The following is a 25,804-nucleotide window of genomic DNA, read 5'->3' on the forward strand; positions in this document are numbered from 1 at the left end:
GTGTTCAGTGTAACGGAAGGGACGGTACATGCCGGGAGAAAGCCCAGCAAGAGGGGCACAAACCGACTTCACGCCCGAGTCTGGCGCTGGTACCCCTCGTCGCCCCCGTACACCCGCAGATCAGGATCGCCCTCCGGCTGGTTGGCCGGGCTCGTCGGCGAGGCGGTGTGCTCCTCGGCGAAGTCGTCCGACAGCACGGGCGCCGGCATGAGCCACTCCCGCCAGGAGAGCGTGCCCAGCGGCGCGTTCCTGACCAGCAGCCGGCCGGCCCGCTGCTCGGCCATCACCCGGCCGGGGTAGCGCACCCGCGGGGTCAGGCGGCGCAGCCCCCGGGCCTCCAGCCAGGTGGGCACCAGCTCGGAGGTGCGCAGCACCTGCGGGCCACCGAACGCCAGAGCGGCCTGCCGCGGCTCGCCCCTCAGCAGCCCGGTCAGGTAGGCGGCCACCTCGCGGGCGTCCACCGGCTGCCAGGGCACCGACGGGTCCACCGGCAGCACCGGGGAGACGGCCAGCTCCCGCAGCGCCCGGTCCAGCGACTGGTGCAGGTGGCTGTGGCGGACCAGGGTCCAGCCGAGCCCGCTGCTCCTGACGACGCGCTCGGCGTCATCCAGCCGCTTGCGCGCCCGCCCGGCCGCCGGCCCGGCCACCCGCACCAGGTGCGGCACGCCCGCCCCGCACGAGGCCGCCACCAGGGCCCGGCCCGCCGCGGGCTCACGCTCCGCCAGCATCAGGACGGCGTCGCAGCCGCGCACGGCCTCCTTCACGGACTCAGCGGGGAACCACCGGGCGTCCGCGCCGCCCCGCGGCCGCCGCCCCAGCGCGCGGACCTCGTGGCCCGCCGTGACGAGGGCGGGCACGGCGGCTCTGCCCAGCGTCCCGTCGGCTCCCATGACCAGAATGCGCATGCCGGGGTTACTACCCCTCACCTGCGGATTCAGGCTGCGGCGGAGTAGGACGCGGCGATGCCCGCCGCGGCCGTGCGCAGGATGTCGACCAGGCGCGGCAGCTCCCTGGCCCGCCGGGAGGCCAGCACGATGCCCAGCGCGGCGACGGCCCGGCCCTCCACCAGCACCGGCGCGGCGGCCGAGCAGGAGCCCAGGGTCATCTCCTCGTACGTGAGCGCGTACCCCTGGGCGCGGACCGCGGACAGCTCGCGGGCCAGCCGGCCGGGCTCGGTGATGGTGTGCGGCGTCGGCCGCTCCAGCTCCCGCTCCAGGTAGGCGCGGACGAACCAGTCGGGCTCGTACGCCAGCAACGCCTTGCCCACCCCGGTCGGGTGCATCGGCAGCCGCCCGCCCGCCCTGGACACGATCGGCACCGCCCGCCGCCCGTACACCTTGTCCACGTACAGCACCTCCAGGCCGTCGCGGACGGCCAGGTGGACGTTCTCGCCGGTGCCGGCGAACACCTCCTGCAGCCACGGGTGCGCCACGTCCTGCAGCCGGCCGGGCGCGAGCTGCCCCAGCTCCCACAGCCGCAGGCCCACGCTCAGCCGCCCGTCGGGGCCGCGGCCCAGCGCCTGCCACCGCTCCAGCTCGCCCACCAGCCGGTGAGCCGTCGTCAGCGGCACCCCGCTGCGCGCCGCCACCTCCGTGAGCGTCAGCCGGGGGTGAGCGGCGTCGAAGGCGCCGAGAATCGCCAGGACCTTGGACGTCACGCTCCTGCCCGGCTCCCGGGATCCACCAGCCATGCACCCATCCTTGCAAAGTTCTTCCGCTGAGTGGAAGCGTCCCCTCGATCCCCGGGGGGCGGAGGCACGATGCTTTCGGCATGCGGACTCAGGTAGGGATCGTCGGCGCCGGGCCCGCCGGCCTGCTGCTGTCTCACCTGCTCCACCTGCGCGGCATCTCCTCGGTGGTGCTGGAGAGACGCAGCCGCGACTACGTCGAACGGCGCGTCCGCGCCGGGGTGCTGGAGCAGGGCACGGTGGACACGCTCATCGCGGCCGGCGTCGGCGACCGCATGCTGCGTGAAGGGCTGCCCCACCACGGCATCGAGCTCAGGTACGGCGGCGCGGGCCACCGCATCGCGTTCGAGAAGCTGGTGCCCGGCCGGGCCATCACCGTGTACGGGCAGCAGGAGGTGGTCAAGGACCTCATCGCCGCCAGGCTGGAAGCGGGCGGCGACATCCGCTTCGAGGTCGAGGACGTGGCGCTGCACTCGCTGGAGGACCGGCCCTACCTGACGTTCGGCGGGGAGCGGCTCGACTGCGACGTGATCGCCGGCTGCGACGGTTTCCACGGCGTGTCCAGGCCTTCGGTGCCCGAGGGCGTGCTCACCGCGTACGAGCGCGAGTACCCGTTCGCCTGGCTCGGCATCCTCGCCACGGTCGCGCCCTCCTCCGAGGAGCTCATCTACGCGCGCAACGAGCGCGGCTTCGCCCTGCACAGCATGCGCTCGCCCACGGTCAGCCGCTTCTACCTGCAGGTGCCGCCCGACGCCGCCGCCGACGACTGGCCCGACGGGCGCGTCTGGGACGAGCTGAAGGCCAGGCTGGAGACCGTGCCCGGGTTCACCCTGACCACCGGTGAGATCGTGGAGAAGAGCGTCACGCCGATGCGCTCCTTCGTGGTCGAGCCCATGCAGTACGGCAAGCTCTACCTGGCCGGCGACGCCGCCCACATCGTGCCGCCCACCGGCGCCAAGGGCCTCAACCTGGCCGTCGCCGACGTGCGGGTGCTCACCGAGGCGCTGGCGGCGTACTTCGGCGACGGCTCCGCCGAACTGCTCGACGGCTACTCCGCCGCCTGTCTCAAGCGGGTCTGGCGGGCCCAGCACTTCTCCTGGTGGATGACGACGCTGCTGCACACGTTCGACTCCGACGACGCCTACGGGCGGCGGCTGCAGCTCTCCTACCTGGACTACGTGACCTCGTCCGAGGCGGCGGCGACCACCTTGGCGGAGAACTACGTCGGCTACGAATGGTGACCAGAAGGACGGACATGACCCATCCCCCTTATCTCTCTCCCGGCTACCAGAGCACGGTGCTGCGCGCGCCGTCGCAGCCGCCGGTGGCGTTCAAGGCCGACCCCGACACCATCGAGCTGAGCAGCCCGGTCTTCGGGCACGAGGAGGTCGGCTCCACCGACGCCGACCTGACCGTGCAGCACACGGGCGAGCCGATCGGCGAGCGGATCATCGTCACCGGCCGCGTCCTGGACTCCGACGGCCGCCCGGTCCGCGGCACGCTCGTCGAGGTCTGGCAGGCCAACGCGGCCGGACGGTACGCGCACGCGCTCGACCAGCACCCGGCCCCGCTCGACCCGAACTTCACCGGCGCGGGCCGCTGCCTCACCGACGACGAGGGGCGCTACCGGTTCGTCACGATCAAGCCCGGCGCGTACCCGTGGCGCAACCACCCCAACGCCTGGCGGCCCGCCCACATCCACTTCTCGGTGTTCGGCACGGCCTTCACCCAGCGGCTGGTCACCCAGATGTACTTCCCCGGCGACCCGCTCATGCCGTTCGACCCGATCCTCCAGTCCGTCCCCGACGAGGCCGCCCGCCGGCTGCTCGTCTCCTCGTACGCGCACGACGTCACCCAGCCCGAATGGGCGCTCGGCTACACCTTCGACATCGTGCTCGGCCGTACCCCCGTGGAGTCCTGAATGTCCCTGCCCGCGACCCCGTCCCAGACCGTCGGCCCGTTCTTCGCCCGCGCGCTGCCGTACCCGCGTGACTGGGAGCTCGTCCCGGAAGGTCACCCGCAGGCCATCACGCTGACCGGCCGGGTCTGGGACGGCGCCGGCGAGCCGATCCCCGACGCGCTGCTGGAGCTCTGGCTCGGCCGCACCGGCGACCGGGGCGTGCTGACCCGCGACGGCGAGGGCGTGTCGGGGTTCGGCCGGTGCGCCACCGACCCCGACGGCCGCTACCGCTTCCGAACCGTCCGCCCCGACGGGCCGTACCTCTCGTTGCAGATCTTCGCCCGCGGCCTGCTGCGCTCGCTGCTGACCCGGGTGTACCTGGAGGACCGTCCGGACCCGCTGCTGGACGGTCTCGACCCGGCCAGGCGTGCGACCCTCGTCGCGACGGGGAAGGAGGACACCTACGAGTTCGACGTACGCCTGCAGGGAGATGGGGAGACGGTGTTCCTTGACTTCTGACGACGGTTCCTCGGCTTCTGACGACGCGCCCGCCGCGCCGGCGCCTTCCGGCCCGCTCGACACCGGGCTGCTGGCTCCGGTGCGTGCGGGTGTCCGCGTCGAGGAGCTGACGTCGGACCAGGCGTGGGTACGGGCGATGCTGGACGCGGAGTCGGCCCTGGCCCGCGCGCAGGCCAGGGCCGGGCTGGTGCCGGGGGAGTACGCCGAGCGGATCACCCGCACGGCGGCGGCCCTGGACGTGGACGTGCCCGCGCTGGCCCGGCGCGCCCGCCGGTCGGCCAACCCCGTCGTGCCCCTCGTGTCGGACCTGCGCGCGGCCGTGGGCGACCCGGCAGCCGCGCACGTCCACCTGGGCGCGACCAGCCAGGACATCCTCGACACGGCCGCCATGCTGGTCGCCGGGCGCGCGGTGGCCGCGATCCTCGCCGACCTCGACGGCGTCATGGCCGCCCTGGCGGCGCTGGCCGACCGGCACCGCGCCACGGTGATGGCCGCCCGCACCCTCGGCCAGCAGGCGGTGCCCACGACGTTCGGGCTGAAGGCGGCCACCTGGCTGGCGGGCGTCCTGCGCGCCCGCGACCGCCTGGCGGGCCTGTCCCTGCCCGCCCAGCTCGGCGGCGCCGCGGGCACGCTCAGCGCCCTCGCGGAAGCGGCCGCCGCACCAGGCCGGGCGCTGGCCGTGGTCGAGCTGTTCGCCGAGGAGACCGGGCTGGCCGCGCCCGCGATCCCGTGGCACGCCGAGCGGTCGATCGTGGCCGAGCTGGGAGACGCGCTGGCCGGGGTCGCGACCGCGCTCGGGAAACCGGCCGCCGACGTCATCCTGATGTCCCAGACCGAGGTCGGCGAGGTGGCCGAGGCGTCCCCCGGCGGTTCGTCCGCCATGCCGCACAAGCGCAACCCCGCCCTGTCCGTGCTCGTCCGCGCCGCCTCCCTCCAGGTCCCCGCCTACGCCCTGGCGCTGGCCCAGGTGGGGGAGCACGAGCGCGCGGCGGGCGCCTGGCAGGCCGAGTGGAGCCCGCTGCGGGAGTGCCTGCGGCTGACCGGCGGCGCCGCCGAGACCGCCGGGGAGCTGACGGCCGGGCTCCAGGTCTTCCCCGACCGGATGCGGGCCAACGCCCTCCTCACCGGCGGCCGCATCGTCTCCGAACGCCTGGCCGCCCACCTCGGCAAGGACGCGGTCGCGGAGCTGCTCCGGCAGGACGGCCCCCTGGACGCCCCCGGCGACCTGCTGGACCCGGCCGCGTACCTGGGCGCGGCCCCGGACCTCATCGACCGCCTCCTGACCGCGTACCGGGACTCCACGCCCCGGGAGGCCGCGCACCCGGATGTCGCGTACCGAGACGTTGCGTACCGAGACGTCGCGTACCGAGACGTCGCGTACCGAGACGTCGCGTACCGAGACAGAGAAGGAACCTCGTGAAGCTCCATCATCGCGTCGACGGCCCCGCCGGCGGACCGCTGCTCGTGCTCGGCCCGTCCCTGGGCACCACGCTGGACGTCTGGAACCCCCAGCTGCCCGCGCTCGCCGGGCGGTGGCGGGTGCTCCGGTACGACCTGCCGGGGCACGGCGGCTCGCCCGCGGCCGGGGGGTTCACGCTCGACGACCTCGCCGGGGCCGTGCTCGACCTGGTCGACGAACGGCAGTTCGCCATCGGCGGCATCTCGGTCGGCGGCGCGATCGGCGCCATGGTCGCGCTCAAGGCGCCCGAGCGGGTGCGAAGCCTCGTCATGTGCTGCTCGTCGGCGCGGTTCGGCGAGCCGGGGCCGTGGCTGGAGCGGGCGGCGCAGGTACGGGAGCGGGGCGTGCGGTCGCTCGCGCCGGCGCTGGCCGGGCGCTGGTTCACCGAGGGGTACGACGGGAGCTGGGTCCTCGACCTGCTCGACCGGGTGGACGACGACTCCTATGCCGCCTGCTGCGAGGCGCTCGCCCGGTACGACGTGCGGGCCAGGCTGCCGGAGATCGCCGCGCCCACGCTGGTCGTCGCCGGGGCGGAGGACCCGGCCACGCCCCTGGAGCACGCGCTCACCCTCGCCACCGGCATCCCGGGCGCCCTGCTCGCCGCCGTCCCCGGCGCCTCCCACCTGGCCACCGTCCAGCGTCCCGAGCCGACGACCGCCGCGATGCTCCGCCACCTCTCGACCACCTGGCCGCCGTATGAGCCGGCAGGGGAGTACGGGCACGCGGGGGCGGGGAAGCCGCCGGGGGAGAGCCGGGCCGACGGGATGCGGACCCGGCGCGAGGTGCTCGGCGGCGCGCACGTCGACCGGGCCAACGCCGGCATCACCGACTTCACCCGCGACTTCCAGGACTTCATCACCCGCTACGCCTGGGACGAGATCTGGAACCGGCCCGGCCTCGACCGGCGCGCCCGCAGCCTCATCACGCTCACCGCGCTGGTGGCGCGCGGCCACATGGAAGAGCTCGGGATGCACGTGCGGGCGGCGTTGCGCAACGGTCTGAGCCGCGAGGAGATCAAGGAGGTGCTGCTGCAGACCGCCGTCTACTGCGGGGTTCCGGCGGCGAACTCGGCCTTCGCGGTGGCGCAGCGCACGCTGGCCGACATCGACGCCGAAGGGTAAAGGGCTTTTGGGGTGGTTTAGGGTTTAGAGGTGCTTTTTGAGGATGGGTGGGCGACTGCGCCCCTGCAATGGGTGATGGGCGCGCTGGGCGAGGACCAGTTCGCCAGGATGGCCATCGACCCCGGCCTGGTCGCGGCGGTGGACCAGCATGCCGCGGTGCTGCGGGACACGATCCCGCTCGACCCGGAGGCCCTGGGCGACTACGTGCTGGGCTTCCTGGACGAACTGCGGGACCGGGCGTGGGTCTTCGACGGCCCGCTCGACCCTCCGGCGCTCCGGCTGACGGCCGCGTGCTGGCTGGCCCGCGAACACGGCTTCCTCACCGGCGACCTCCCCGCCTGACCGGCCCTCCTCCAGGCCGCGCCCCACGGGCCCCCGGGCTGCGGCCCGCTTCCCGCGGGTCCCCGGCCGCGGTACGGGTGCCGGCGAGGCTCCGCGGAGCGGCCGTGCGCGTCGGCACGGCCGCCCCGTTTCCCGGAGGGCGGGCGGTCACGGCTCCCGGATGTCCGGGCGGGTGGAGCCCACCGTCCCGGTGCCGGTCGACGGCGTGATCCGCTGCTCCGACGTGCCGCGCTCGGCCATCTCCTCCGGCGTCATGCCGCGGGCGTGCTCGCGGCCCCGCTGGTACGCCTCCGCGTGCGCCCTGGCCTGCGGCGCCTCCTCCTCGATGCGGCCGAGCCAGCGCTCCCACCGCTGCTGCATGGGCCGCACCAGGCCGCCGCCGATCCCGATGGCCGCGATCGCGCCCACCGTGGCGAGCGCCGCGACCAGGACCGGGATGGTGACCGCGGTGGCCACGCCGATCTGGTTGAGCGCCGCGATGATGCCCAGCGCCCAGATGAACACCTCGGCGGCCACGGCCAGCAGCCGGCCGTACGACAGCCCGCCGAGCGCGCCCCTGATGATGTCGCCGACGGCCCGCGCGATGGCCCCGGTCACCACGATGATCACGATGGCCACGATCGCCATGGGCAGCCAGGCCACCACGGCCGTCAGCAGCGCGGAGATCGGGTTCGGCCCGAACACGCTGAACGCGATCTGCAGGGTGACCAGGATGATGGCGTAGAAGACGATCCTGGCCAGCAGGCTGCTCGCGTCGTACTGGCTGCGCTCCAGCCACCGCTGCACGCCGCTGCGCTCGACCGCACGGTCGAACCCGACCCGTTCCAGCACCTTGTCGACGATCTTCTCCAGCACCTTCGCCACGATCCAGCCGATGATGAGCACGACCAGGAACGCGACCAGCTTGGGAACGAACGTCGCGATCATTCGCCAGGCATCCGATATGCCTTGGCCTATGTTGATGTCCACGGTTTCCCCCTCCGAGGAGCTAATGTCAGCGCGCTACCCGCTCGGAGTGGTCATATGCACACAGCGTGACGAAATCTCCCCGGAATCGGCCAAAATAGTAAACAGAGAGTAATCAACAGGCCTGAAGACCTTCAAGCCGCCGGGAACGACAAGAAACCCCGGATCCTGATGGACTGGATCCGGGGTTTGGTGACGGGTGGACGATACTGGGATTGAACCAGTGACCTCTTCCGTGTCAGGGAAGCGCTCTCCCGCTGAGCTAATCGTCCGTATTGAGTTGTCACTCAGAGCGGAAGACGGGATTCGAACCCGCGACCCTCACCTTGGCAAGGTGATGCTCTACCCCTGAGCCACTTCCGCATGGCGTTGCTCTTACTTTAGCGGATCCGGGGGGATCCGCCGAACGCGCCGAGGTGGAGACGGGATTTGAACCCGTGTAGACGGCTTTGCAGGCCGCTGCCTCGCCTCTCGGCCACTCCACCAGGAGTCGAACTCCGAGCGGAAGACGGGATTCGAACCCGCGACCCTCACCTTGGCAAGGTGATGCTCTACCCCTGAGCCACTTCCGCGTGTTTCCGGCGTCGCCGGTCACGAGGAAAACCATATCGCCTTCCCGGAGTGCCCGTGCGCATGGAGCGGCTCACAGGGCGAATTTCGGCCGATCGGCTTGATCGTCCAAGACGCTCGACGCCGGTGATCATCCGGGCCCGGGTGTCCGATGGGAGAACCCGGGCGACCGGAAGAGCTAATTTCTGCCCGATATCGGGCAGGATGTTGGCGTGTCTCGTTCCATCTGCGTAATGTCCTCGTCTGTGTCCACGGCGCGGCATCCCTACGAGGACCTCATCGTCCACCTCACCACGACCAGCCCACTCGGGCGGGGTGAGGCGGCGCGCGTGGTGGCCGACGTGCTGTCGTACTTCTCGGAGACGGCGGAGGAGTTCGTGCGCCGTCGCCACGGGGAGTTGAAGGCCCGCGGCCTGACCAATGACGAGATCTTTCCCAGGGTCGCCGCCGAGCTGAGGGGCCGCCGGGTGGCGGCCCCCGAGCTGTCGCTGCGGCAGCTGCGCCGGATCGTTTACGGATAGGAGACTCGGATGTGCGGAATCGTCGCGTACGTGGGGCCGAAGGACGCGGCCCCGATCCTGCTCGAAGGGCTCCAGCGGCTGGAGTACCGCGGTTACGACTCGGCGGGGATCGTGGTCTCCAGCAAGGGGCTCAAGGTCCGCAAGGTCAAGGGCAGGGTCGCCGACCTGGCCAAGGTGGTGCCGGCCAGGTTCAAGGGCGCCCTGGGCATCGGGCACACCCGGTGGGCCACGCACGGCGTCCCCAGCGACGAGAACGCGCATCCGCACCTGTCGGCCGACGAGCGCATCGCCGTGGTGCACAACGGCATCATCGAGAACGCCGGTGAGCTGCGCGCCAAGCTGATCGCCGACGGCGTGGAGTTCCGGTCCGACACCGACACCGAGGTGCTCGCCCACCTGATCGCCGCCGCGGCCGACGAGAACGACTCCCTGGAGGAGGCCGTACGCAAGTCGCTGAAGAGCGTCGTCGGCACGTACGGGATCGCGGTGATCGACGCCGAGCGGCCGGGAGAGGTGGTCGTGGCACGCAACGGCAGCCCGATCGTGCTCGGCATCGGCGAGAAGGAGATGTTCGCCGCCTCCGACGTGGCGGCGCTCATCCGCTACACCCGCCAGGTGGTCCACCTGGAGGACGGCGAGCTGGCCGTGCTGCGCGCCGACGGCTTCCACACCTTCGCCAGCGACGCCCGTGAGACCGCCAAGGAGCCGTTGACGGTCGACTGGGACGCCGGACACTACGACACCGGCGGCTACGAGCACTACCTGCTCAAGGAGATCTCCGAGCAGCCCGAGACCACCGCACGCACGATGAGCGGCCGTCTGGACGAGCGGTTCAACGTGGCCCACCTGGGCGGGCTCAACATGGACGCCCGCGAGACCCGTTCCTTCCGCCGGGTGAAGATCATCGGCTGCGGTTCCGCGTACTACTCCGGTCAGATCGGCGCCCAGCTGATCGAGGAGCTGGCCCGCATCCCCGCGGACGCCGAGCCCGCCAGCGAGTTCCGCTACCGCAACCCCGTCGTCGAGCAGGACACGCTCTACATCGCCATCAGCCAGTCCGGCGAGACCTACGACACGCTCGCCGCCGTGCAGGAGCTCAAGCGCAAGGGCGGCCGGGTCATCGGCATCGTCAACGCCGTCGGCAGCGCCATCGCCCGGGAGGTCGACGGCGGCGTCTACCTGCACGCGGGCCCTGAGGTGTCGGTGGCCTCGACCAAGGCGTTCACCTCGACCGCGGTGGCGTTCGCGCTGCTGGCGCTGCACCTGGGCCGGGTGCGCGACCTGTCGCCGGCCGACGGGCGGCGCATCTGCGAGGGCCTGCGCAGGCTGCCCAACCAGATCGAGGAGATCCTGGCCCAGGGCGACAAGATCGCCGAGCTGGCGCAGAAGTACGCCAAGCACACGGGCATGATGTTCGTCGGCCGGGTCCGCGGCTACCCGGTGGCCCGCGAGGGCGCCCAGAAGCTCAAGGAGATCTCGTACGTGCACGCCGAGGCCTACCCGGCCAGCGAGCTCAAGCACGGCCCGCTCGCGCTGATCGGCCCGGAGATGCCGACGGTGGCGATCGTCCCCGACGACGAACTGCTCGACAAGAACCTCACCACGCTCGGCGAGATCCGCGCCAGGGGCGGCAGCGTCCTGATGATCGGCCACCGGGAGCCGGACGCCAAGCTGGCCGAGGACTGCGTCGTGGTGCCGAAGAACGAGATCGAGCTGGACCCGATCCTGCTCACGATCCCGCTGCAGCTGTTCGCCTACCACGCCGCGGTGGCGCTCGGCAGGGACGTCGACAAGCCCCGCAATCTGGCCAAGAGCGTCACGGTCGAGTAGCAAGAGGGGGTTAGCAAACCCTTACCGTTCGGCTGGGTCATAGTCGGAATCCGCCCGGTGTCGCCTCGGCAGGGGAGCGCCTAGGGTCGAAATGTGCCCCAGTTCGACCCCGACACTCCCAATCTTGCCCGGATGTACGACTACCTGCTCGGCGGCAAGGACAACTTCGCGGTCGACCGCGAGGCCCTGGACCGGCTGGCGGATCTGATACCGGAGGCGGTGCCGCTGGCGCGCGCCGCCAGGGGGTTCCTCCAGCGCGCGGTCCGTTATGCCGCCGCGCAGGGGGTCTCCCAGTTCCTGGACGTGGGCAGCGGCCTGCCCACCCAGGGCAACGTGCACGAGGTGGTCCCGGACGCCAGGGTCGTCTACGTGGACCACGACCCGGTGGTCGCGGCGCACGGCAGGACCTTGCTCGGGGAGCGGGCCAGGGCGGTCTTCGTGGAGGCCGACCTGCTCGACCCCGCGGGGATGCTCGACGAGGCCGCCGGCTACCTGGACCCCGAACAGCCGGTCGGGGTGCTGCTGGTGTCGGTGCTCCACCTCGTGCCCGACAGCATGGACCCGCACGGCGTCGTCGCGCGCCTGCGCGAGGCGCTGGCCCCGGGCAGCTACCTGGCGATCGCCCACTCCACGTCGCCGGGCGACGCCCCGGCGGGCGGCACCGGCCGCGGCCCCGAGGAGATCCAGGAGTTCTTCGGCGACTTCGTCATGATCGAGCCCGGCCTGGTGCAGGCCCACGAGTGGCGGCCGGACAGGCCGCGCCTGGTGGGCGGCACCCGGCTGCCGCTGCTCGCCGGGATGGCCTGGAAACCTTAATAGGCGATGTCCGGCATGTGTAACTCTGTGTGATCTGTCAATAACCTGAAGTGGAGACTTCGGGGGAGGCGGGTCATGCGGCGCAGGCGATTTCTCGCGGCGGGCCTCGGGGTGGCCGCCTGCGTCGCCGGCTGCGGGGGCCGGTCCGCGGGGAGCGTTCCCGGCACGTACGAGATCCACGCCGGCGGCGAGGGCTGGGCGCGCGTCGCCGAGGAGTTCGCCCAGGCGGCCCGCGGGGCCGGCTACCCGGTCGGCGGGACCGGGCCGGTCAGCACGCTCACCATCACCGGGCTGCCCGCGCTCGCCGCCGCCGAGCTGAACGCGGCCGAGTCGCCCCTTCAGGGCACCACCCCGCTCGCCCGGCTGGCCGGCGAGGTCGAGGTGGTGCTGGTGCCGCAGAACTCGCGCTTCGCCACCTTCGACGCCTTCGGCGCCCACCTGCGCGCCGACCCCGCGGGCACGCCGCTCGCCGGGGGGCCGCAGGGCGCCCCCGACCACCTGCTGTTCGGGCTCATCGCGAGGGGACTCGGCGCCGACACCCGGCAGGTGGACTACGCGGGCTATCCGGGCGCCGCCGAGGCCGCCGGCGCGCTGCTCGCCGGCCGTGCCGCCGCCGCGGCGGGCCCGCTGGCCGGCTGGCGCCCGTACATCGACCGGGGGCGGGTCCGGGTGCTGGCCGTCTCCTGCGCCGAGCGCTTCCCCGGCCTGGAGGCGCCCAGCCTGCTGGAGTGCGGGGTCCGGGTGGACTTCGCGAACTGGTGCGCCGCCGTCGGCCCCGGCGGCATGCCGGCGGAGGCCCGCGACGCGGCCATCGGCATGTGCGAGGAGGTGACCGGCACGCCCGGCTGGCGCCGCGCCTGCCGGGACGGCGGCTGGACGCCCATCCCGCTGACCGGTGACCGCTTCGCCGCCTGGGTCGACTCCGAGATCCGCCGCACCAAGGCCGTGCTCCGCGACCTGGGGCTCCTCGAAAGCGGCAAAGGCACAACATGATGTGGTGCTTGCGAGATCGGCCACAAGATGTAGGATCTCGATCGTTCGCCGGTTCGCCCCAGCCCGGGGCGGAGCAAGAGGGAACCCGGTGCGATTCCGGGGCTGCCCCGCAGCGGTGAGCGGGAACGACCGCCGTCAACGAGCACTGGAACCTCCGGGAAGCGACGGCCAGTAGGAAAGCGCGAAGACGCCCGCGAGCCCGAAGACCTGCCGGCGATGGACCATGTCCAGGGCCTCGAGGGAGGGCCCGGGGGCGTAGCGGCGCGCGCCGCCGTGCTCTCGCGTGCCCTCACGGGGCCGAGCTCGCGAGGAGAGCACGTGACACAGATCGTCGAGGCTGATCGGCGCACGACCATCGAGGAGGCCGCCGCCCGGGTGATCGCCGACCCGGCCAACTCGCGGGTGGCCGCCCGGCTGCTCGCCGAGGAGATCGCCGAGGAGGCCGCCACGCAGGGGGTGCGGTCGTTCTCCCAGTCGATCGCCGCCGCCCACGAGGCCGGTCTCATCCAGGACCGGGTGGCGGAGTTCGCCGCCGCGCACGCCCCCGAACTGGACGCGCTCGTCAGCGACGAGGCCGACGACCGCTTCGAGTACTTCGGCCTGCGCACCGTCCACGACCGCTACCTGCTGCGCCACCCGGTCACCCGGGCCGTGCTGGAACGCCCCCAGCACTTCTTCCTGCGGGTCGCCTGCGGGCTCTCGGAGACGGTCGAGGAGGCCGCCGAGCTCTACCGGCTGATGTCCTCCCTGGCCTACCTGCCCAGCTCGCCGACGCTGTTCAACGCGGGCTCCCGCCGCCCGCAGCTCTCGTCGTGCTTCCTGCTCGACTCGCCGCGGGACGAGCTGGAGGCGATCTACGACCGGTACGGTCAGGTCGCCCGGCTGTCCAAGTACGCGGGAGGCATCGGCATCTCGTGGACCCGGGTCCGCTCGCGCGGTTCGCTGATCCGCGGCACCAACGGCCATTCCAACGGCATCGTGCCGTGGCTGCGCACCCTTGACGCCTCGGTCGCCGCCGTCAACCAGGGCGGCCGGCGCAAGGGCGCCGCCTGCGTCTACCTGGAGACCTGGCACGCCGACGTCGAGGAGTTCCTGGAGCTGCGCGACAACACCGGCGAGGACGCCCGCCGCACCCACAACCTCAACCTGGCCAACTGGGTGCCGGACGAGTTCATGCGCCGGGTCGAGGCGGACGAGGTCTGGTCGCTGTTCGACCCCAAGGAGGTCCCCGACCTGCCCGACCTGCACGGCGAGGCGTTCACCCGCGCCTACCGGGCCTACGAGGCCGAGGGCCGGTACGTCCGCCGGATCCCGGCCAGGACCCTGTACGGCCGGATGATGCGCACGCTCGCCCAGACCGGCAACGGCTGGATGACGTTCAAGGACGCGGCCAACCGGACCTCCAACCAGACCGCCAGGCCGGAGAACGTCATCCACCTGTCCAACCTGTGCACCGAGATCCTGGAGGTCACCAGCGACGCCGAGACGGCGGTGTGCAACCTGGGCTCCGTCAACCTCGCCGCCCATCTGGACGGCCGTGACGGCGTCGACTGGGAGCGGCTGCGCGCCACCGTGCGGACCGCGGTGCGCTTCCTCGACCGCACCATCGACCTCGGCTTCCACCCGACGTCCGAGGCCGAGGCGGCCAACCGGCGGTGGCGGCCGATCGGGCTCGGCGTCATGGGGCTGGCCGACGTGTTCTTCGCGCTCCGCCTGCCGTTCGACTCGCCCGAGGCGCTGGAGCTGTCCACTCGGATCGCCGAGGAGATCGCGCTGGCCGCCTTCGACACCTCGGCGGACCTGGCCGCCGAACGCGGAAGGCACCCCTCGTACGGCGACACCCGCGCCGCGCTGGGCGTGCTCCACCCCGACCACTACGGCGCGGCGGGCTCGCCGCGCTGGCAGGCGCTCCGCGAGAAGATCGCCGTCACCGGGCTGCGCAACTCGCTCCTGGTCGCCATCGCGCCGACCGCCACCATCGCCTCCATCGCCGGCTGTTACGAGTGCGTCGAGCCGCAGGTGTCCAACGTGTTCAAGCGCGAGACCCTCTCCGGCGAGTTCCTCCAGGTCAACCGTTATCTCGTCGCCGACCTGCGGGAACGCGGACTGTGGACGGAGGCGGCCCGCGAGGAGCTGAAGCGCGCCGAGGGGTCCGTGCAGCGCCTGCCCGGCGTCCCTGACGACCTCAAGCTGCTCTACCGCACCGCCTGGGAGCTGCCGCAGAAGGCGCTCATCGACCTGGCCGCCGCCCGCCAGCCCTACGTCGACCAGGGGCAGTCGCTCAACCTGTTCATGGCGGCCCCCACCATCGGCAAGCTCTCCTCGATGTACGCCTACGCGTGGAAGCGGGGCCTGAAGACCACCTACTACCTGCGCTCCCGCCCGGCCACCCGCATCGCGCAGACCACCGTCCAGCCCGCGGCCCCCGCCGACCAGGTGGCCTGCTCGCTGGAGAACCCCGACGTGTGCGAAGCCTGCCAGTAAGGAGACCCCCTCGTGCTTCTCGACCCCGGCATGGACCTCACCCTGCGCCCCATGCGCTACCCGGACTTCTACGAGCGCTACCGGGCCGCCATCCGCAACACCTGGACGGTCGAGGAGGTCGACCTGCAGGCCGACCTCGCCGACCTGGCCAGGATGACCGTCCAGGAGCGACACCTGATCAACCGGCTGGTCGCGTTCTTCGCCACCGGCGACTCGATCGTCGCCAACAACCTGGTGCTCAACCTCTACCAGCACGTCAACGCCCCCGAGGCGCGGCTCTACCTGAGCCGTCAGCTGTTCGAGGAGGCCGTGCACGTGCAGTTCTACCTGACGCTGCTCGACACCTACCTGCCCAACCCGGACGAGCGGGTGAAGGCGTTCGCCGCGATCGAGCACATCCCGTCGATCCGCGACAAGGCCGACTTCTGCTTCCGGTGGATCGACTCCATCGGCGACCTGCGCAGCCTGGAGAGCGCCGGCGACCGGCGGCGGTTCCTGCTCAACCTCATCTGCTTCGCCGCCTGCATCGAGGGGCTGTTCTTCTACGGGGCGTTCGCCTACGTGTACTGGTTCCGCTCCCGGGGCCTGCTCAACGGGCTGGCCACGGGGACGAACTGGGTGTTCCGCGACGAGTCGATGCACATGGAGTTCGCGTTCAGCGTCGTCGACACCGTCCGGGCCGAGGAGCCGGAGTTGTTCGACGACGAACTGGGCGAGCAGGTCGGCCGGATGCTGGACGAGGCGGTCGCCGCCGAGCTGGCCTTCGCCCGCGACCTGTGCGGCGACGACGGCATGCCCGGCATGTCCGCCGAGCAGATGCGCGCCTACCTGGAGTACGTCGCCGACCAGCGGCTGGTCCGGCTCGGCCTGCCCCGGCGGCACGGCACCGCGAACCCGTTCGCGTTCATGGAGCTCCAGGACGTGCAGGAACTGGCAAACTTCTTCGAACGCCGCGTGTCCGCTTATCAAGTGGCGGTTGAGGGCAATGTGAGGTTTGACGAGCCGTTCTAGATCGTGGAGGTCGCTCACGTGCAGATCCCCAGCGCCTGGCTGAACCTGGTCGGCGCCGTGATCGGCGTGGTGGTCGCTCTGGAGCTGACCCGGCAGGTGCTGATCCGGGTCGGGCGCAAGTGGCCGATCGGCCGCCGCCTGGTCAGACGCTGCCACTGGCCGGCGGTGACCACCGCCGTGCTGATGACCTTCAACATCATGTTCTACCCGGCCATGATGGGCCCGTCGCCGGAGGAGCGGGCGTTCGGCGAGTCCACCGAGCGGGTGGTCACGCTGCTCATCATCGGCGCGGTGACCTGGCTCATCGTCCAGGTCATGTACGCGCTGACCGACGCCGCCCTGGAACGCCTGGACCTGGTGGAAGGCGAGCGCAACCGGCGGGCCCGGCGCTTCAAGACGCAGATCACGCTGGTGCGCCGGGTCGCCACCGCGACCGTCGTGGTGATCGCGTTCGGCGCCATGCTCTTCACCTTCCCCCAGGTCCGGGCGCTGGGCGCCGGTCTGCTCGCCTCGGCGGGCATCGCCGGCGCGGTCGTCGGCATCGCCGCCCAGCCGACGCTCGGCAACATGCTCGCCGGGCTCCAGCTCGCCTTCAGCGACGCGCTGCGCCTGGACGACGTCGTCGTCGTCCAGGACGAATGGGGCCGGATCGAGGAGCTCACACTCACCTATGTCGTGCTGCGGCTGTGGGACGAGCGGCGCCTGGTCCTGCCCGTCTCCTACTTCACCCAGAACCCGTTCGAGAACTGGACCAGGCACGGCAGCCGGGTCGTCGCGGTCGTCTACCTGCGCGTCGACTGGTCGGTGCCGATCGACAAGCTCCGCGAGGAGCTCTACAGGTACCTGCGCACCAACCCGCTGTGGGACCAGAAGGACTGGACCCTCCAGGTCACCGACGTGCAGCCGAACGGCCTGGTCGAGCTGCGCGGGCTGATGAGCGCCGCCGACTCGGCCTCCGCCTGGGACCTCAAGTGCGACGTGCGCGAGCACCTGATCACGTACGTGCGCGAGAACCACCCCGAGGCCATGCCCAGCTTCCGCGTCGAGTCGCCGGGAAAAACCGCTGGCGCCCGAACGGATCATCGGTCTACCGTTGACAACGTCAAGACCGAGGAGAAAGGGGCCGAGCAGTGAGCGACCTGAGGCTCGAACCGCTGCCCACCGCCCTCGGCGTTCGTCCGGCGTCCGGTTGACCTGACCGGATCACACGGACAACCGCCCGGGGGTTCCCAGGCGGTTTTCTTTTACCCGAGTGTGGGGCAGTTTGGGCAGCCCGCCTGCATTGGGAGCAGGAGCATCGCAGGTTCGAATCCTGCCACTCGGACACCGGCCCTGAAAGAAGAGGGCCGCGGGCACTGATCTGGACCGGCGGGAGTGGCGACCCCCGGCCGGAAACGGCCCTCCGCCCCGGGCACGGCCCACGCCAGCCCGGCCCGGGGCTCACCCCACGAAGACGTGGGGAGACGACGCGCTCGTGGCGAAATCAGGCAGACGCGCCAGACTCAGGATCTGGTGCTCCGCGAGGAGCGTGGGGGTACTTGCCTGCTCTCGAATATGTGTCCATGAGTGTCCTTTAGATGACACGAGTGCTGTAAGATCTCGTCTATGAACCTGACGGAATGGGCACGCGCACAAGGGATTGCCCCGCGTACCGCGTACCGCTGGTTCCGCGAGGGCACGCTGCCGGTCCCTGCGCAGAGAGTGGGACCGCGCACGATCCTGGTGAACATCGACGCGAACACCTCGCCCTCGGCCATCGGAGGTGTGGGCCTGTATGCCCGCGTCTCCTCTCACGACCAGAAGGACGATCTGGAGCGGCAGACCGCACGCTTGTCGGCGTGGGCCGTGAAGGCCGGTCACCAAGTCGTGCGGACAGAGTCCGAGATCGCCTCCGGGATGAACGGCGCCCGCACGAAGGCGTGTCGGCTGCTGGCCGATGCGAAGGTGACCACGGTGGTGGTGGAGCGCAAGGACCGCCTCGGCCGGGTGAACGTCGAACTCGTCGAAGCGGCCCTGTCCGCGACCGGCCGCCGCCTGGTCGTCCTCGATGAGGGCGAAGTCGATGACGACCTCGTGCGCGACATGATGGAGGTCCTGACATCGTTCTGCGCCCGCCTGTATGGCCGCCGCTCGGCGAAGAACCGCGCCCGAAAGGCCCTTGAGGCGGCAGCCGGTGAGTGAGCCAGACAACAAGCGGCTGCGCGCCATCAACGCGCCGTTCGTCGCGGCGGGCCCCTCTGGTGTGGCGATACGCGATCGCCTCAAACACCTCACCGCCGAAGACGAGCGGGTGCTGCGCCTGGCCGGCGAGCATCTCGGCCGTCTGGCCTCGCTGGACCTGAAGGCCCGGTGCGCCGATGGGCTGAACCACGGTAAGGACTCCTGGGCGGCCCGCAAGCAGGGTCTCACCGCCGCGTCGTCGTCACGCTGGGCAGGCAGCATCACCAAGGCCAGCCACGACCAATGGGCACTGGCGCGCCGCTGCCAACTCGCACACATCCACACCCTCCAAGCCGGTGCGCGGACGCTGCGGCACCGGCTGTCCCTGCCGATCGGGCAGAAAGGCACCAACCGGGCCGCGGGCGGATACCGCTCCAAGAGTGAGTGGTTTCACAAGTCCCGCCGCCTGCACATCCTTCAGCACCGCCTCGATGTCGCCCGCGCCGAGTATCAGGCCGGTGTCGTGCACGTCGTGCGCGGCGGCCGCAAGCTGCTCAACAACCGGCACAACCTCGAAAAGGCCCAGCTCACCGAGACCGAATGGCGGCAGCGATGGGAAGCCGAGCGCTGGTTCCTCGCCGCTGACGGGGAGTCGGGCAAGCGTTTCGGCAACGAGACGATCCGCCTCACGCCCGCAGGCGAGGTCAGCATCAAGCTGCCCGCACCGCTGGCTCACCTGGCCAACGCCGGGCACGGCCGGTACGTTCTCGCCGCCAAGGTCACGTTCGCGCACCGTGGCGCCCAGTGGCGTGACCGCGTCGAGCAGAACCGGGCCGTCGCCTACCGCATCCACTACGACGTGCGGCGCGGGCGCTGGTACCTCACCGCATCGTGGGCCAGAGCGATGGCCGAGGCCCTCCCGCTGACGGCGGCTCGCGCCCAGGGCATGATCGGCGTGGACACCAACGCCGGCCACTTCGCCGCCTACCGGCTCGACCGGCACGGCAACCCGGTCGGCGGCCCGCGCCGCTTCTCCTACGACCTGTCCGGGCAGGCTGATCACCGTGACGCGCAGGTCCGGCATGCCATCAGCCGGTTGCTGCGCTGGGCCCAGCGGTGCGGCGTGAAGGCGATCGGCATCGAGAACCTCGACTTCGGCCAGGACAAGACCCGGGAGAAGCACGGACGGCGCAAGCGGTTCCGGCAACTCATCTCCGGCATCCCCACCGGCAAGCTCAAAGCCCGTCTGGTGGCGATGGCCGCTGAGCAGGACATGGCGATCGTCGCGGTCGATCCGGCCTACACCTCCCGGTGGGGAGGCGAGCATTGGCAAAAACCGCTGCTCACCCCGCGACGTGAGATGACCCGTCACGATGCCGCCGGTATCGCGATCGGGCGACGTGCCCTCGGGCACTCGATCCGGCGACGGACGGCACCGCCCCGCCACCACCAGAGCGATGGCGGCGGGCATCGGACCGTCCAGGCCGGATCGGGCGCGCGGGGGCGTGAGGGAACCCGCCCACCCGTCACGGAGTGTGCACATGATGCACATGCCCGAGCGGGGACCCAGGGTACGCGGGGGACCAGCGCATCCAGCACCGTTCGGGATGCGCGCAGTTCCGGGACGTGGCATCAGGTGTCACTCCTGGACACTGATGAGGAACGGTTCGACTCCCTCCGAGCGCACGGACGGTGGTCAGCGGTCGTCCTCGTAGGGATGCGAGCGGGCGTACCAGACCCACGCGGCCAGCCCCGCGAACAGCAGGGAGATGAACGGGGACCCGGCCGCCAGCATGATGAGGCAGGACACCGAGCTGACGACGAGCAGGAACGTGTAGGTCCGTCTGGACAGGTCGGGGGCTCGGCGGGGCAGCTGCCGCGCGTCGCTGTGGAAGGACTCGGTGAAATCAGGATCCTCGTCGCGCATCCGGCGCTGGATCCTGCGCAACTCCTCGCGTTCGCGGTCATCGAGCACGACACACCTCCTGGGCGCTCGCGCAGGCGCGATCTCATATCGTGATCCACCTGAACGATTTACATCGTAACACGATATAAAGTGGGATCCATGGACACCCACGGGGGGATGCGAGCCGCGGAGAGCGAGCCGCTGTCGAAGCAGGATTTCGAGGCCCTCGCCCGGTTCCGGTTCGGGATCCGCAGCTACCTGCGGTTCAGCGAGGAGGCGGTGCGCGCGGCCGGTCTCGCCCCGCAGCAGTATCAGCTCATGCTGGCGCTGAAGGGGTTCCCCGGCCGTGACTGGGCGACCGTGCGGGAGCTGGCCGAGCGGCTGCTGCTGCGCCACCACAGCGTGGTCGAGCTGGTCAGCCGCGCCCAGGCGCAGGGGCTCGTCCGCCGGAGCGCCCATCCCGGCGACCGCCGGGCGGTCCGGGTGTCGCTGACCGCCGAGGGAGAGCGGGTGCTGGCCCGTCTGAGCGCCCTGCACCGCGACGAGCTGCGCCGTATCGACACCATGCTCACCCCGCCGACCTGGGACGCGCGTGAGTGAGGGCGCGCCTGCCGGTTACTCGCCGGCCTTCCAGACCGTCTCGAACGCGGCCTCGTCGATCTCGGTGAGATCCCAGATGTCGAGCGGCTGGTCGGTCAGGAACCCGTGCTCGTCCTGCAGGTGGCGCCACCAGTAGCGGTGCAGCCGGCGCGCCGGGTCGACCTCGATCTGCCGGATCGCCCAGTGGTCGCCGTCGCCCTCGACGCTCTCGAACAGCCACACCCCGCCGCGCTCGTCGTCGCCGCGCCAGTGGCGCCGCGGCTGCTCGGACTCGCTCAGCTCTTTGACCAGGGGCAGACGGAGATCGGGTCGCACGCCGACCACTCTAGGCGAACCCGCCGGTCAGCGGTCGACGATCTCGTTCTTGCCGATCACCACCACGCCGCTGCGGGTGAGCGCGAAGCGGGTGCGGTCGTGCTCCAGGTCGAAGCCGATGCGGGCGCCGTCGGGGATCACCACGTTCTTGTCGATGATCGCCTTGCGGACGATGGCGCCCCGGCCGATCTTGACGTTCTCCATCAGCACCGAGTCCTCCACCAGCGAGTGGGAGTGGAGGACGACCTTGGGCGACAGGATCGACCGGACGGCCGCGCCGCCCGAGACGATCACGCCGGGGGAGACCAGCGAGTCGAGGGCCCGCCCCACCCGGTCGCCGTCGTTGTGCACGAACTTGGCCGGCGGCAGCGGGTCGTGGCCGGTGTGGATGGGCCACTTGTCGTTGTAGAGGTTGAAGATCGGATGGGCGGAGATGAGGTCCATGTGGGCCTCGTAGTAGGCGTCGAGCGTGCCGACGTCGCGCCAGTAGCCGCGGTCGCGCTCGGTGGAGCCGGGCACCATGTTGTGCGCGAAGTCGTAGACGTCGGCCCCACCCGACTTGACCATCATCGGGATGATGTTGCCGCCCAGGTCGTGTTTGCTGGTCGGGTCGAGCGCGTCCTCGCGCAGCGCGTCGATCATCGCCTGCGTCTTGAACACGTAGTTGCCCATCGAGGCGAACACCTCGTCGGGGGAGTCGGCCAGCCCGACCGCGTCCTTGGGCTTCTCGCGGAAGGCCACGATGCGCTTGACCTGGGGGTCGGTCTCGATCACGCCGAACTGGTCGGCCAGGGACAGCGGCTGCCGGATCGCCGCCACGGTCACGTCGGCGCCCGACTGCTCGTGCTGCTCGACCATCTGCCGGGGATCCATCCGGTAGATGTGGTCGGCGCCGAACACGATCACGTGGTCGGGCATCTCGTCGTAGATCAGGTTGAGGTTCTGGAAGAGGGCGTCGGCCGACCCCGAGAACCAGCGCGGCCCGAGCCGCTGCTGGGCGGGCACCGGCGTGACGTAGTTGCCCAGCATCGCGGAGAGCCGCCAGGTGCGGGAGATGTGGCGGTCCAGGCTGTGGTTCTTGTACTGCGTCAGTACGACGATCTTCAGATAGCCGCCGTTGGCGAGGTTGGACAGCACGAAGTCGATGAGCCGATACATCCCGCCGAACGGCACGGCCGGTTTCGCCCGATCCGCCGTGAGAGGCATCAGCCTCTTGCCCTCTCCACCCGCCAGCACGACCGCAAGCACCCTCGGCGACCTCATGCCCTGGACGCTACCCCCAATCGGGCCATCTATCGACGTAACTCCGTCCGGCTCCCTCCCGTGGTGTCCGTCTCGATCCCCTTATGTGTGACCATCAGCGCACCGGTTCTTGCCGTTCGCGTGCCTGTCGACGTGTCCGTTCGCCCGGGTTCCTCGTAAGGTCGTGTCATGCGTGTGGATCTGCTCAGCCGCGAATACCCGCCGGAGGTCTACGGCGGCGCCGGCGTGCACATGGAGTACCTCTCCCGCGAGCTGCGCGAGCTCGCCGACGTGCGGGTGCGGTGCTTCGGCGCCGTCAGGGACGAGCCGGGAGTGTCGGCCTACCGGACGCCCGGCGAGCTCGCCGGGGCGAACGCGGCGCTCCAGGTGCTCGGCGTGGACCTGGAGATGGCCGCCGCGTGCGAGGGCGCCGACCTGGTCCACTCCCACACGTGGTACGCCAACTTCGCCGGGCACGTCGCCAAGCTGCTGCACGGCGTCCCGCACGTGGTCACCACCCACAGCCTGGAGCCGCTGCGCCCGTGGAAGGCCGAGCAGCTGGGCGGCGGCTACGCGATCTCGTCGTGGGCCGAGCGCACCGCGCTGGAGGCCGCCGACGCGGTGGTGGCGGTGTCGGAGGGCATGCGCCGCGACGTGCTGGCCGCCTATCCCGGGCTCGACCCGGCCCGGGTGAGCGTGATCCACAACGGCATCGACACCGCCGAGTACGCCCCGGTCGAAAGCCATCAGATCCTGAAAAAGTACGGCATCGACCGCGATCGGCCGTACGTCATCTTCGTCGGCCGGATCACCCGCCAGAAGGGCCTGGTCCACCTCCTGCACGCGGCGCGGTCCTTCGCCCCCGACGCGCAGCTCGTGCTCTGCGCCGGCGCGCCCGACACGCCGGAGATCGCCGAGGAGGTGGCCGGGCTGGTCCGCGGCCTCGACCGCAAGGGCGTCGTCTGGATCTCCGAGATGCTGCCCAAGACCGAGGTGATCCAGCTACTCACGCACGCCTCGGTGTTCGTCTGCCCGTCGGTCTACGAGCCGATGGGCATCGTGAACCTCGAGGCCATGGCCTGCGAGACGGCCGTGGTCGCCACGGCCACCGGAGGCATCCCCGAGGTGGTGGCCGACGGCGAGACCGGCCTGCTGGTGCCCGTCGAGCAGGGCCCCGACGGCACCCCGCACGACCCCGAGCGGTTCGCCGCCGACTTCGCCGCCCGGGTCAACGCGCTGCTGGAGGACCCGGCGCGGGCCCGCGCGATGGGGGTGGCGGGCCGGGCGCGCGCCGTGGAGCACTTCTCCTGGCCAGCGATCGCCCGCCGCACGATGGAGCTCTACGCGTCGCTGCTGATGTGACGTAAGTCTCATTTGGGTCTTGCCCTGCCTGCCCTACAGGATCACCCTGAACGGCAGGAGGCAGAGATGTCGCATCCGCTCGGAGTAAGCCGCCCGGACCTCGAAGTCACCGATCTGCCGACGCCGGAGGAGGTCTTCAAGGTCCCCCGGATCGGCGCCAAGGAGCTGTTCAAGTTCGCCGTGGGGCCGAGCCTGATCGCGCTCGGCATCTCCATCGGCAGCGGGGAGTGGTTGCTCGGCCCGCTCAGCGTGGGCCAGTTCGGCTTCGTCGGAGTCGGCTGGGTCATCCTGGTCTCGGCCGTGCTCCAGACGTTCTACAACGTCGAGTGCGCCCGCTACGTGACCGCGACCGGCGAGGTGCCGGTGGTCGGCTGGGGGCGGGTGCCGCCGGGCTGGAAGCTGTGGATCCCGGTGTCGGTGTTCATCGTCATCTTCGCGTTCATCGCCGGCGGCTGGGCCGCCTCCGCCGGGCAGGGCGTGTACGCGCTCGTGCACGGCGAGATCGCGCCGGCCGGGGCCGAGGAGCCGCGGCTGTGGGCCATCGCGCTGCTCGTGCTGGTCTTCCTGATCACCGCGGCGGCCAGGCGGGTCAGCCGCGCCCTGGAGCTGGCCAACTGGGTCATGGTGGGCGGCATCCTGATCGCGCTGCTGCTCATCGACCTGTTCGTGGTGCCGTGGGAGCTGTGGTGGGAGGGCATCAGGGGCTTCTTCACCCCGGCCGCGCCGCCCGCCGGGATCACCGCGACCCAGCTCGGCGGCCTGGCCGGGTTCACCGCCCTGGCCTCGGGGCTGAACTGGTACGTGCTGGGCCACTATCGTGACAAGGGCTACGGCATGGGCTACCGGGCCGGCTACATCTCGGGCCTGCGCGGCGACCGGCGCGAGATCCTGGCCAGCGGGGTCACCTTCCCCGACGACGAGCGCAACCGCGGCGTGTGGCGCCGGTGGTACCGGCTGATCATGGTCGACATGTGGGGCGTGTTCTTCGTCGGCGCCATGCTCGGCATGCTGCTGCCGACGATCCTCATGGCGCACGCGGTGAACCTGTCGGGCCAGCAGCCGACCCGGGCGAACGTGCCGACGTTCGTCGCCGCCGCGCTCGGCGACGAGTACGGGCGGACGATGTTCTTCATCGCGCTGGCCGCGGGCGTGCTCATCCTGTTCAGCACGCAGCTGGGCATCTTCGAGGCGATGGTGCGGGTCACCACCGACGCCGTCCACGCCACCAGCCCGAGGCTGCGCAGACTGGTCGAGGGCGACCCGCGCCGCTTCTACTACCCGTTCATGATCGTGCTGCTGGTCGTCATCTCGATCGTCATCCACCTGTCGTTACCGGTGGCGCTAGTGGAGTGGTCGGCGAACATGTCGAACCTGGGCGCGCTGCTCTACCCGTTCCTGCTCATGTATCTGAACAGCAAGCTGCCCAAGGCGGCGCGGGCGCGCTGGTGGCACCACGTCATCCTGGTGCTCAACTTCCTGTTCTTCGGGTTCTTCTTCGTCAACTTCATCGCGGACTTCATCGGCGAGCCGCTGGTGACGTTCTGACTGTCAGCGCCGGGGCTCCAGGACGACCACCGGGATCGTGCGGTCGGTCTTCTTGGTGTAATCGTCGTAGTCGGGCCAGGTGGCGGTCATCAGCCGCCACAGGTCCGGCCGTTCCTCGTCGGTGGCGGTGCGGGCCCTGGCCTTGAACCGGTCGCCCTTGACCTGCACCTCGACCTCGGGGTCGGCGGCCAGGTTCTTGTACCAGTCGGGGTGCTCCGGGTCGCCGCCCTTGGAGGCGACGATCACGAAGTCGCCGCCGTGCGGCTGGTAGATCAGCGGTGTGGTGTAGGGCTCACCCGAGTTGCGTCCCTTCGTGGTGAGCAGGAGGACCGTGGTGCCGTTCCAGTCGTGTCCTTCGGCGCCGTCGGTCTCGCGGTAGCGCCGGACGTGTTCCTTGCCATAGAGCATGCTCCTGGCCCTACCCCGGCTCGCCCGGCACTCACGGGCCTGTACGA

25 protein-coding genes, 5 tRNA genes and 1 riboswitch are annotated in these 25,804 nt (G+C 71.0%); of the genes, 18 read left to right on the forward strand and 12 right to left on the reverse strand.

The features are described from left to right. Nucleotides 1-68: 68 nt before the first annotated feature. A complete protein-coding gene (locus ACGFI7_RS09650) occupies nucleotides 69-905 on the reverse strand; it encodes an SDR family oxidoreductase (RefSeq protein ID WP_393401436.1) in 837 nt (278 codons plus the stop codon). Nucleotides 906-934: 29 nt separating this feature from the next. Next, on the reverse strand, nucleotides 935-1,690 hold the full coding sequence (locus tag ACGFI7_RS09655; RefSeq protein WP_393401439.1) for an IclR family transcriptional regulator: 756 nt from the start codon (nucleotides 1,688-1,690) through the stop codon (nucleotides 935-937). A gap of 80 nt (nucleotides 1,691-1,770) precedes the next feature. Between ACGFI7_RS09655 and ACGFI7_RS09660 the strand changes: the two genes are divergently transcribed. Genes ACGFI7_RS09660 through ACGFI7_RS09685 form a run of 6 tightly spaced genes read left to right on the forward strand, consistent with a single transcriptional unit; the run spans nucleotide 1,771 to nucleotide 7,028 of the window. Further along, nucleotides 1,771-2,928 (forward strand): 4-hydroxybenzoate 3-monooxygenase, encoded by a 1,158-nt coding sequence (locus ACGFI7_RS09660; RefSeq protein ID WP_393401442.1) that lies wholly within the window; start codon nucleotides 1,771-1,773, stop codon nucleotides 2,926-2,928. Nucleotides 2,929-2,942: 14 nt separating this feature from the next. Continuing rightward, on the forward strand, nucleotides 2,943-3,608 hold the full coding sequence (gene pcaH, locus ACGFI7_RS09665) for a protocatechuate 3,4-dioxygenase subunit beta (RefSeq protein ID WP_393401444.1): 666 nt from the start codon (nucleotides 2,943-2,945) through the stop codon (nucleotides 3,606-3,608). Further along, a complete protein-coding gene (gene pcaG / locus ACGFI7_RS09670) occupies nucleotides 3,609-4,106 on the forward strand; it encodes a protocatechuate 3,4-dioxygenase subunit alpha (protein ID WP_393401447.1) in 498 nt (165 codons plus the stop codon). Then, nucleotides 4,096-5,526 carry a 3-carboxy-cis,cis-muconate cycloisomerase gene (pcaB, locus tag ACGFI7_RS09675; protein WP_393401449.1) on the forward strand — a complete coding sequence of 477 codons (1,431 nt, stop codon included), beginning with the start codon at nucleotides 4,096-4,098 and terminating at the stop codon, nucleotides 5,524-5,526. Before pcaG ends, pcaB begins: the two co-directional genes overlap by 11 nt. Then, nucleotides 5,523-6,686 carry a 4-carboxymuconolactone decarboxylase gene (gene pcaC / locus ACGFI7_RS09680; RefSeq protein WP_393401452.1) on the forward strand — a complete coding sequence of 388 codons (1,164 nt, stop codon included), beginning with the start codon at nucleotides 5,523-5,525 and terminating at the stop codon, nucleotides 6,684-6,686. Before pcaB ends, pcaC begins: the two co-directional genes overlap by 4 nt. A gap of 30 nt (nucleotides 6,687-6,716) precedes the next feature. Continuing rightward, nucleotides 6,717-7,028 carry a DUF6401 family natural product biosynthesis protein gene (locus ACGFI7_RS09685; RefSeq protein WP_393401455.1) on the forward strand — a complete coding sequence of 104 codons (312 nt, stop codon included), beginning with the start codon at nucleotides 6,717-6,719 and terminating at the stop codon, nucleotides 7,026-7,028. Between the two features lie 147 nt (nucleotides 7,029-7,175). Here ACGFI7_RS09685 and ACGFI7_RS09690 read toward each other — a convergent pair whose 3' ends face one another. The 5 genes from ACGFI7_RS09690 to ACGFI7_RS09710 all read right to left on the reverse strand — a co-directional run bounded on the left by ACGFI7_RS09690 (nucleotide 7,176) and on the right by ACGFI7_RS09710 (nucleotide 8,566). Then, nucleotides 7,176-7,955, reverse strand: a complete 780-nt coding sequence (locus ACGFI7_RS09690; RefSeq protein ID WP_393401457.1) for a hypothetical protein — start codon at nucleotides 7,953-7,955, stop codon at nucleotides 7,176-7,178. Nucleotides 7,956-8,194: 239 nt separating this feature from the next. After that, nucleotides 8,195-8,266 (reverse strand) — tRNA-Val (locus ACGFI7_RS09695). 19 nt (nucleotides 8,267-8,285) lie between these two features. Continuing rightward, nucleotides 8,286-8,357 (reverse strand) — tRNA-Gly (locus tag ACGFI7_RS09700). A gap of 51 nt (nucleotides 8,358-8,408) precedes the next feature. Further along, nucleotides 8,409-8,479: transfer RNA gene (locus ACGFI7_RS09705), tRNA-Cys, on the reverse strand. A 15-nt stretch (nucleotides 8,480-8,494) separates the two neighbouring features. Continuing rightward, a tRNA-Gly gene (locus tag ACGFI7_RS09710) sits at nucleotides 8,495-8,566 on the reverse strand. A 231-nt stretch (nucleotides 8,567-8,797) separates the two neighbouring features. On the opposite strand from ACGFI7_RS09710, the gene ACGFI7_RS09715 reads away from it, so the two are divergent. The 9 genes from ACGFI7_RS09715 (at nucleotide 8,798) to ACGFI7_RS09755 (ending at nucleotide 18,400) form a co-directional block, all read left to right on the forward strand. Beyond that, the gene (locus ACGFI7_RS09715) at nucleotides 8,798-9,085 is read left to right on the forward strand and encodes a hypothetical protein (protein WP_393401459.1); all 288 of its coding nucleotides are present in this window, start codon (nucleotides 8,798-8,800) and stop codon (nucleotides 9,083-9,085) included. A gap of 9 nt (nucleotides 9,086-9,094) precedes the next feature. After that, nucleotides 9,095-10,915, forward strand: a complete 1,821-nt coding sequence (gene glmS / locus ACGFI7_RS09720; protein ID WP_393401462.1) for a glutamine--fructose-6-phosphate transaminase (isomerizing) — start codon at nucleotides 9,095-9,097, stop codon at nucleotides 10,913-10,915. A 93-nt stretch (nucleotides 10,916-11,008) separates the two neighbouring features. Further along, entirely contained in the window at nucleotides 11,009-11,731 is a 723-nt protein-coding gene (locus ACGFI7_RS09725) for an SAM-dependent methyltransferase (protein ID WP_393401464.1), read from the forward strand. Between the two features lie 75 nt (nucleotides 11,732-11,806). Next, complete coding sequence (locus ACGFI7_RS09730; RefSeq protein WP_393401466.1) at nucleotides 11,807-12,724, forward strand: Bug family tripartite tricarboxylate transporter substrate binding protein; 918 nt, start codon at nucleotides 11,807-11,809, stop codon at nucleotides 12,722-12,724. A gap of 32 nt (nucleotides 12,725-12,756) precedes the next feature. Beyond that, nucleotides 12,757-12,954: riboswitch (cobalamin riboswitch) on the forward strand. A gap of 88 nt (nucleotides 12,955-13,042) precedes the next feature. Next, nucleotides 13,043-15,208, forward strand: a complete 2,166-nt coding sequence (locus ACGFI7_RS09735; protein ID WP_393401469.1) for a ribonucleoside-diphosphate reductase subunit alpha — start codon at nucleotides 13,043-13,045, stop codon at nucleotides 15,206-15,208. Nucleotides 15,209-15,220: 12 nt separating this feature from the next. Beyond that, complete coding sequence (locus ACGFI7_RS09740) at nucleotides 15,221-16,219, forward strand: ribonucleotide-diphosphate reductase subunit beta (RefSeq protein WP_393401472.1); 999 nt, start codon at nucleotides 15,221-15,223, stop codon at nucleotides 16,217-16,219. 18 nt (nucleotides 16,220-16,237) lie between these two features. Continuing rightward, complete coding sequence (locus tag ACGFI7_RS09745) at nucleotides 16,238-17,353, forward strand: mechanosensitive ion channel family protein (RefSeq protein ID WP_393401474.1); 1,116 nt, start codon at nucleotides 16,238-16,240, stop codon at nucleotides 17,351-17,353. A 114-nt stretch (nucleotides 17,354-17,467) separates the two neighbouring features. After that, a tRNA-Pro gene (locus tag ACGFI7_RS09750) sits at nucleotides 17,468-17,543 on the forward strand. A 281-nt stretch (nucleotides 17,544-17,824) separates the two neighbouring features. Continuing rightward, nucleotides 17,825-18,400 (forward strand): IS607 family transposase, encoded by a 576-nt coding sequence (locus tag ACGFI7_RS09755; protein WP_393401477.1) that lies wholly within the window; start codon nucleotides 17,825-17,827, stop codon nucleotides 18,398-18,400. A 241-nt stretch (nucleotides 18,401-18,641) separates the two neighbouring features. Here the strand turns inward: ACGFI7_RS09755 and ACGFI7_RS09760 are convergent, their stop codons facing one another. Both ACGFI7_RS09760 and ACGFI7_RS09765 read right to left on the reverse strand, forming a co-directional pair. Continuing rightward, nucleotides 18,642-19,850, reverse strand: a complete 1,209-nt coding sequence (locus ACGFI7_RS09760) for a hypothetical protein (RefSeq protein WP_393401480.1) — start codon at nucleotides 19,848-19,850, stop codon at nucleotides 18,642-18,644. 225 nt (nucleotides 19,851-20,075) lie between these two features. Beyond that, nucleotides 20,076-20,306 carry a hypothetical protein gene (locus ACGFI7_RS09765; RefSeq protein ID WP_393401923.1) on the reverse strand — a complete coding sequence of 77 codons (231 nt, stop codon included), beginning with the start codon at nucleotides 20,304-20,306 and terminating at the stop codon, nucleotides 20,076-20,078. Nucleotides 20,307-20,444: 138 nt separating this feature from the next. Between ACGFI7_RS09765 and ACGFI7_RS09770 the strand changes: the two genes are divergently transcribed. Next, a complete protein-coding gene (locus tag ACGFI7_RS09770) occupies nucleotides 20,445-20,885 on the forward strand; it encodes a MarR family winged helix-turn-helix transcriptional regulator (RefSeq protein WP_393401483.1) in 441 nt (146 codons plus the stop codon). Between the two features lie 15 nt (nucleotides 20,886-20,900). Here the strand turns inward: ACGFI7_RS09770 and ACGFI7_RS09775 are convergent, their stop codons facing one another. Together ACGFI7_RS09775 and glgC are read right to left on the reverse strand one after the other, a co-directional pair. Continuing rightward, complete coding sequence (locus ACGFI7_RS09775) at nucleotides 20,901-21,200, reverse strand: hypothetical protein (RefSeq protein WP_393401486.1); 300 nt, start codon at nucleotides 21,198-21,200, stop codon at nucleotides 20,901-20,903. Between the two features lie 27 nt (nucleotides 21,201-21,227). Next, the gene (gene glgC / locus ACGFI7_RS09780) at nucleotides 21,228-22,463 is read right to left on the reverse strand and encodes a glucose-1-phosphate adenylyltransferase (protein WP_393401489.1); all 1,236 of its coding nucleotides are present in this window, start codon (nucleotides 22,461-22,463) and stop codon (nucleotides 21,228-21,230) included. Between the two features lie 168 nt (nucleotides 22,464-22,631). Here glgC and glgA point away from each other — a divergent pair, with 168 nt between their 5' ends. Both glgA and ACGFI7_RS09790 read left to right on the forward strand, forming a co-directional pair. After that, a complete protein-coding gene (gene glgA / locus ACGFI7_RS09785) occupies nucleotides 22,632-23,804 on the forward strand; it encodes a glycogen synthase (protein ID WP_393401491.1) in 1,173 nt (390 codons plus the stop codon). A 66-nt stretch (nucleotides 23,805-23,870) separates the two neighbouring features. Next, entirely contained in the window at nucleotides 23,871-25,349 is a 1,479-nt protein-coding gene (locus ACGFI7_RS09790) for an Nramp family divalent metal transporter (protein WP_393401494.1), read from the forward strand. Between the two features lie 3 nt (nucleotides 25,350-25,352). On the opposite strand, the gene ACGFI7_RS09795 is transcribed toward ACGFI7_RS09790, so the two are convergent. Continuing rightward, entirely contained in the window at nucleotides 25,353-25,757 is a 405-nt protein-coding gene (locus tag ACGFI7_RS09795; protein ID WP_393401496.1) for a nitroreductase family deazaflavin-dependent oxidoreductase, read from the reverse strand. Nucleotides 25,758-25,804 lie beyond the last annotated feature (47 nt).

Origin of the sequence: Nonomuraea sp. NPDC048826, from assembly GCF_043198225.1 — a bacterium.
Classification (GTDB): domain Bacteria; phylum Actinomycetota; class Actinomycetes; order Streptosporangiales; family Streptosporangiaceae; genus Nonomuraea.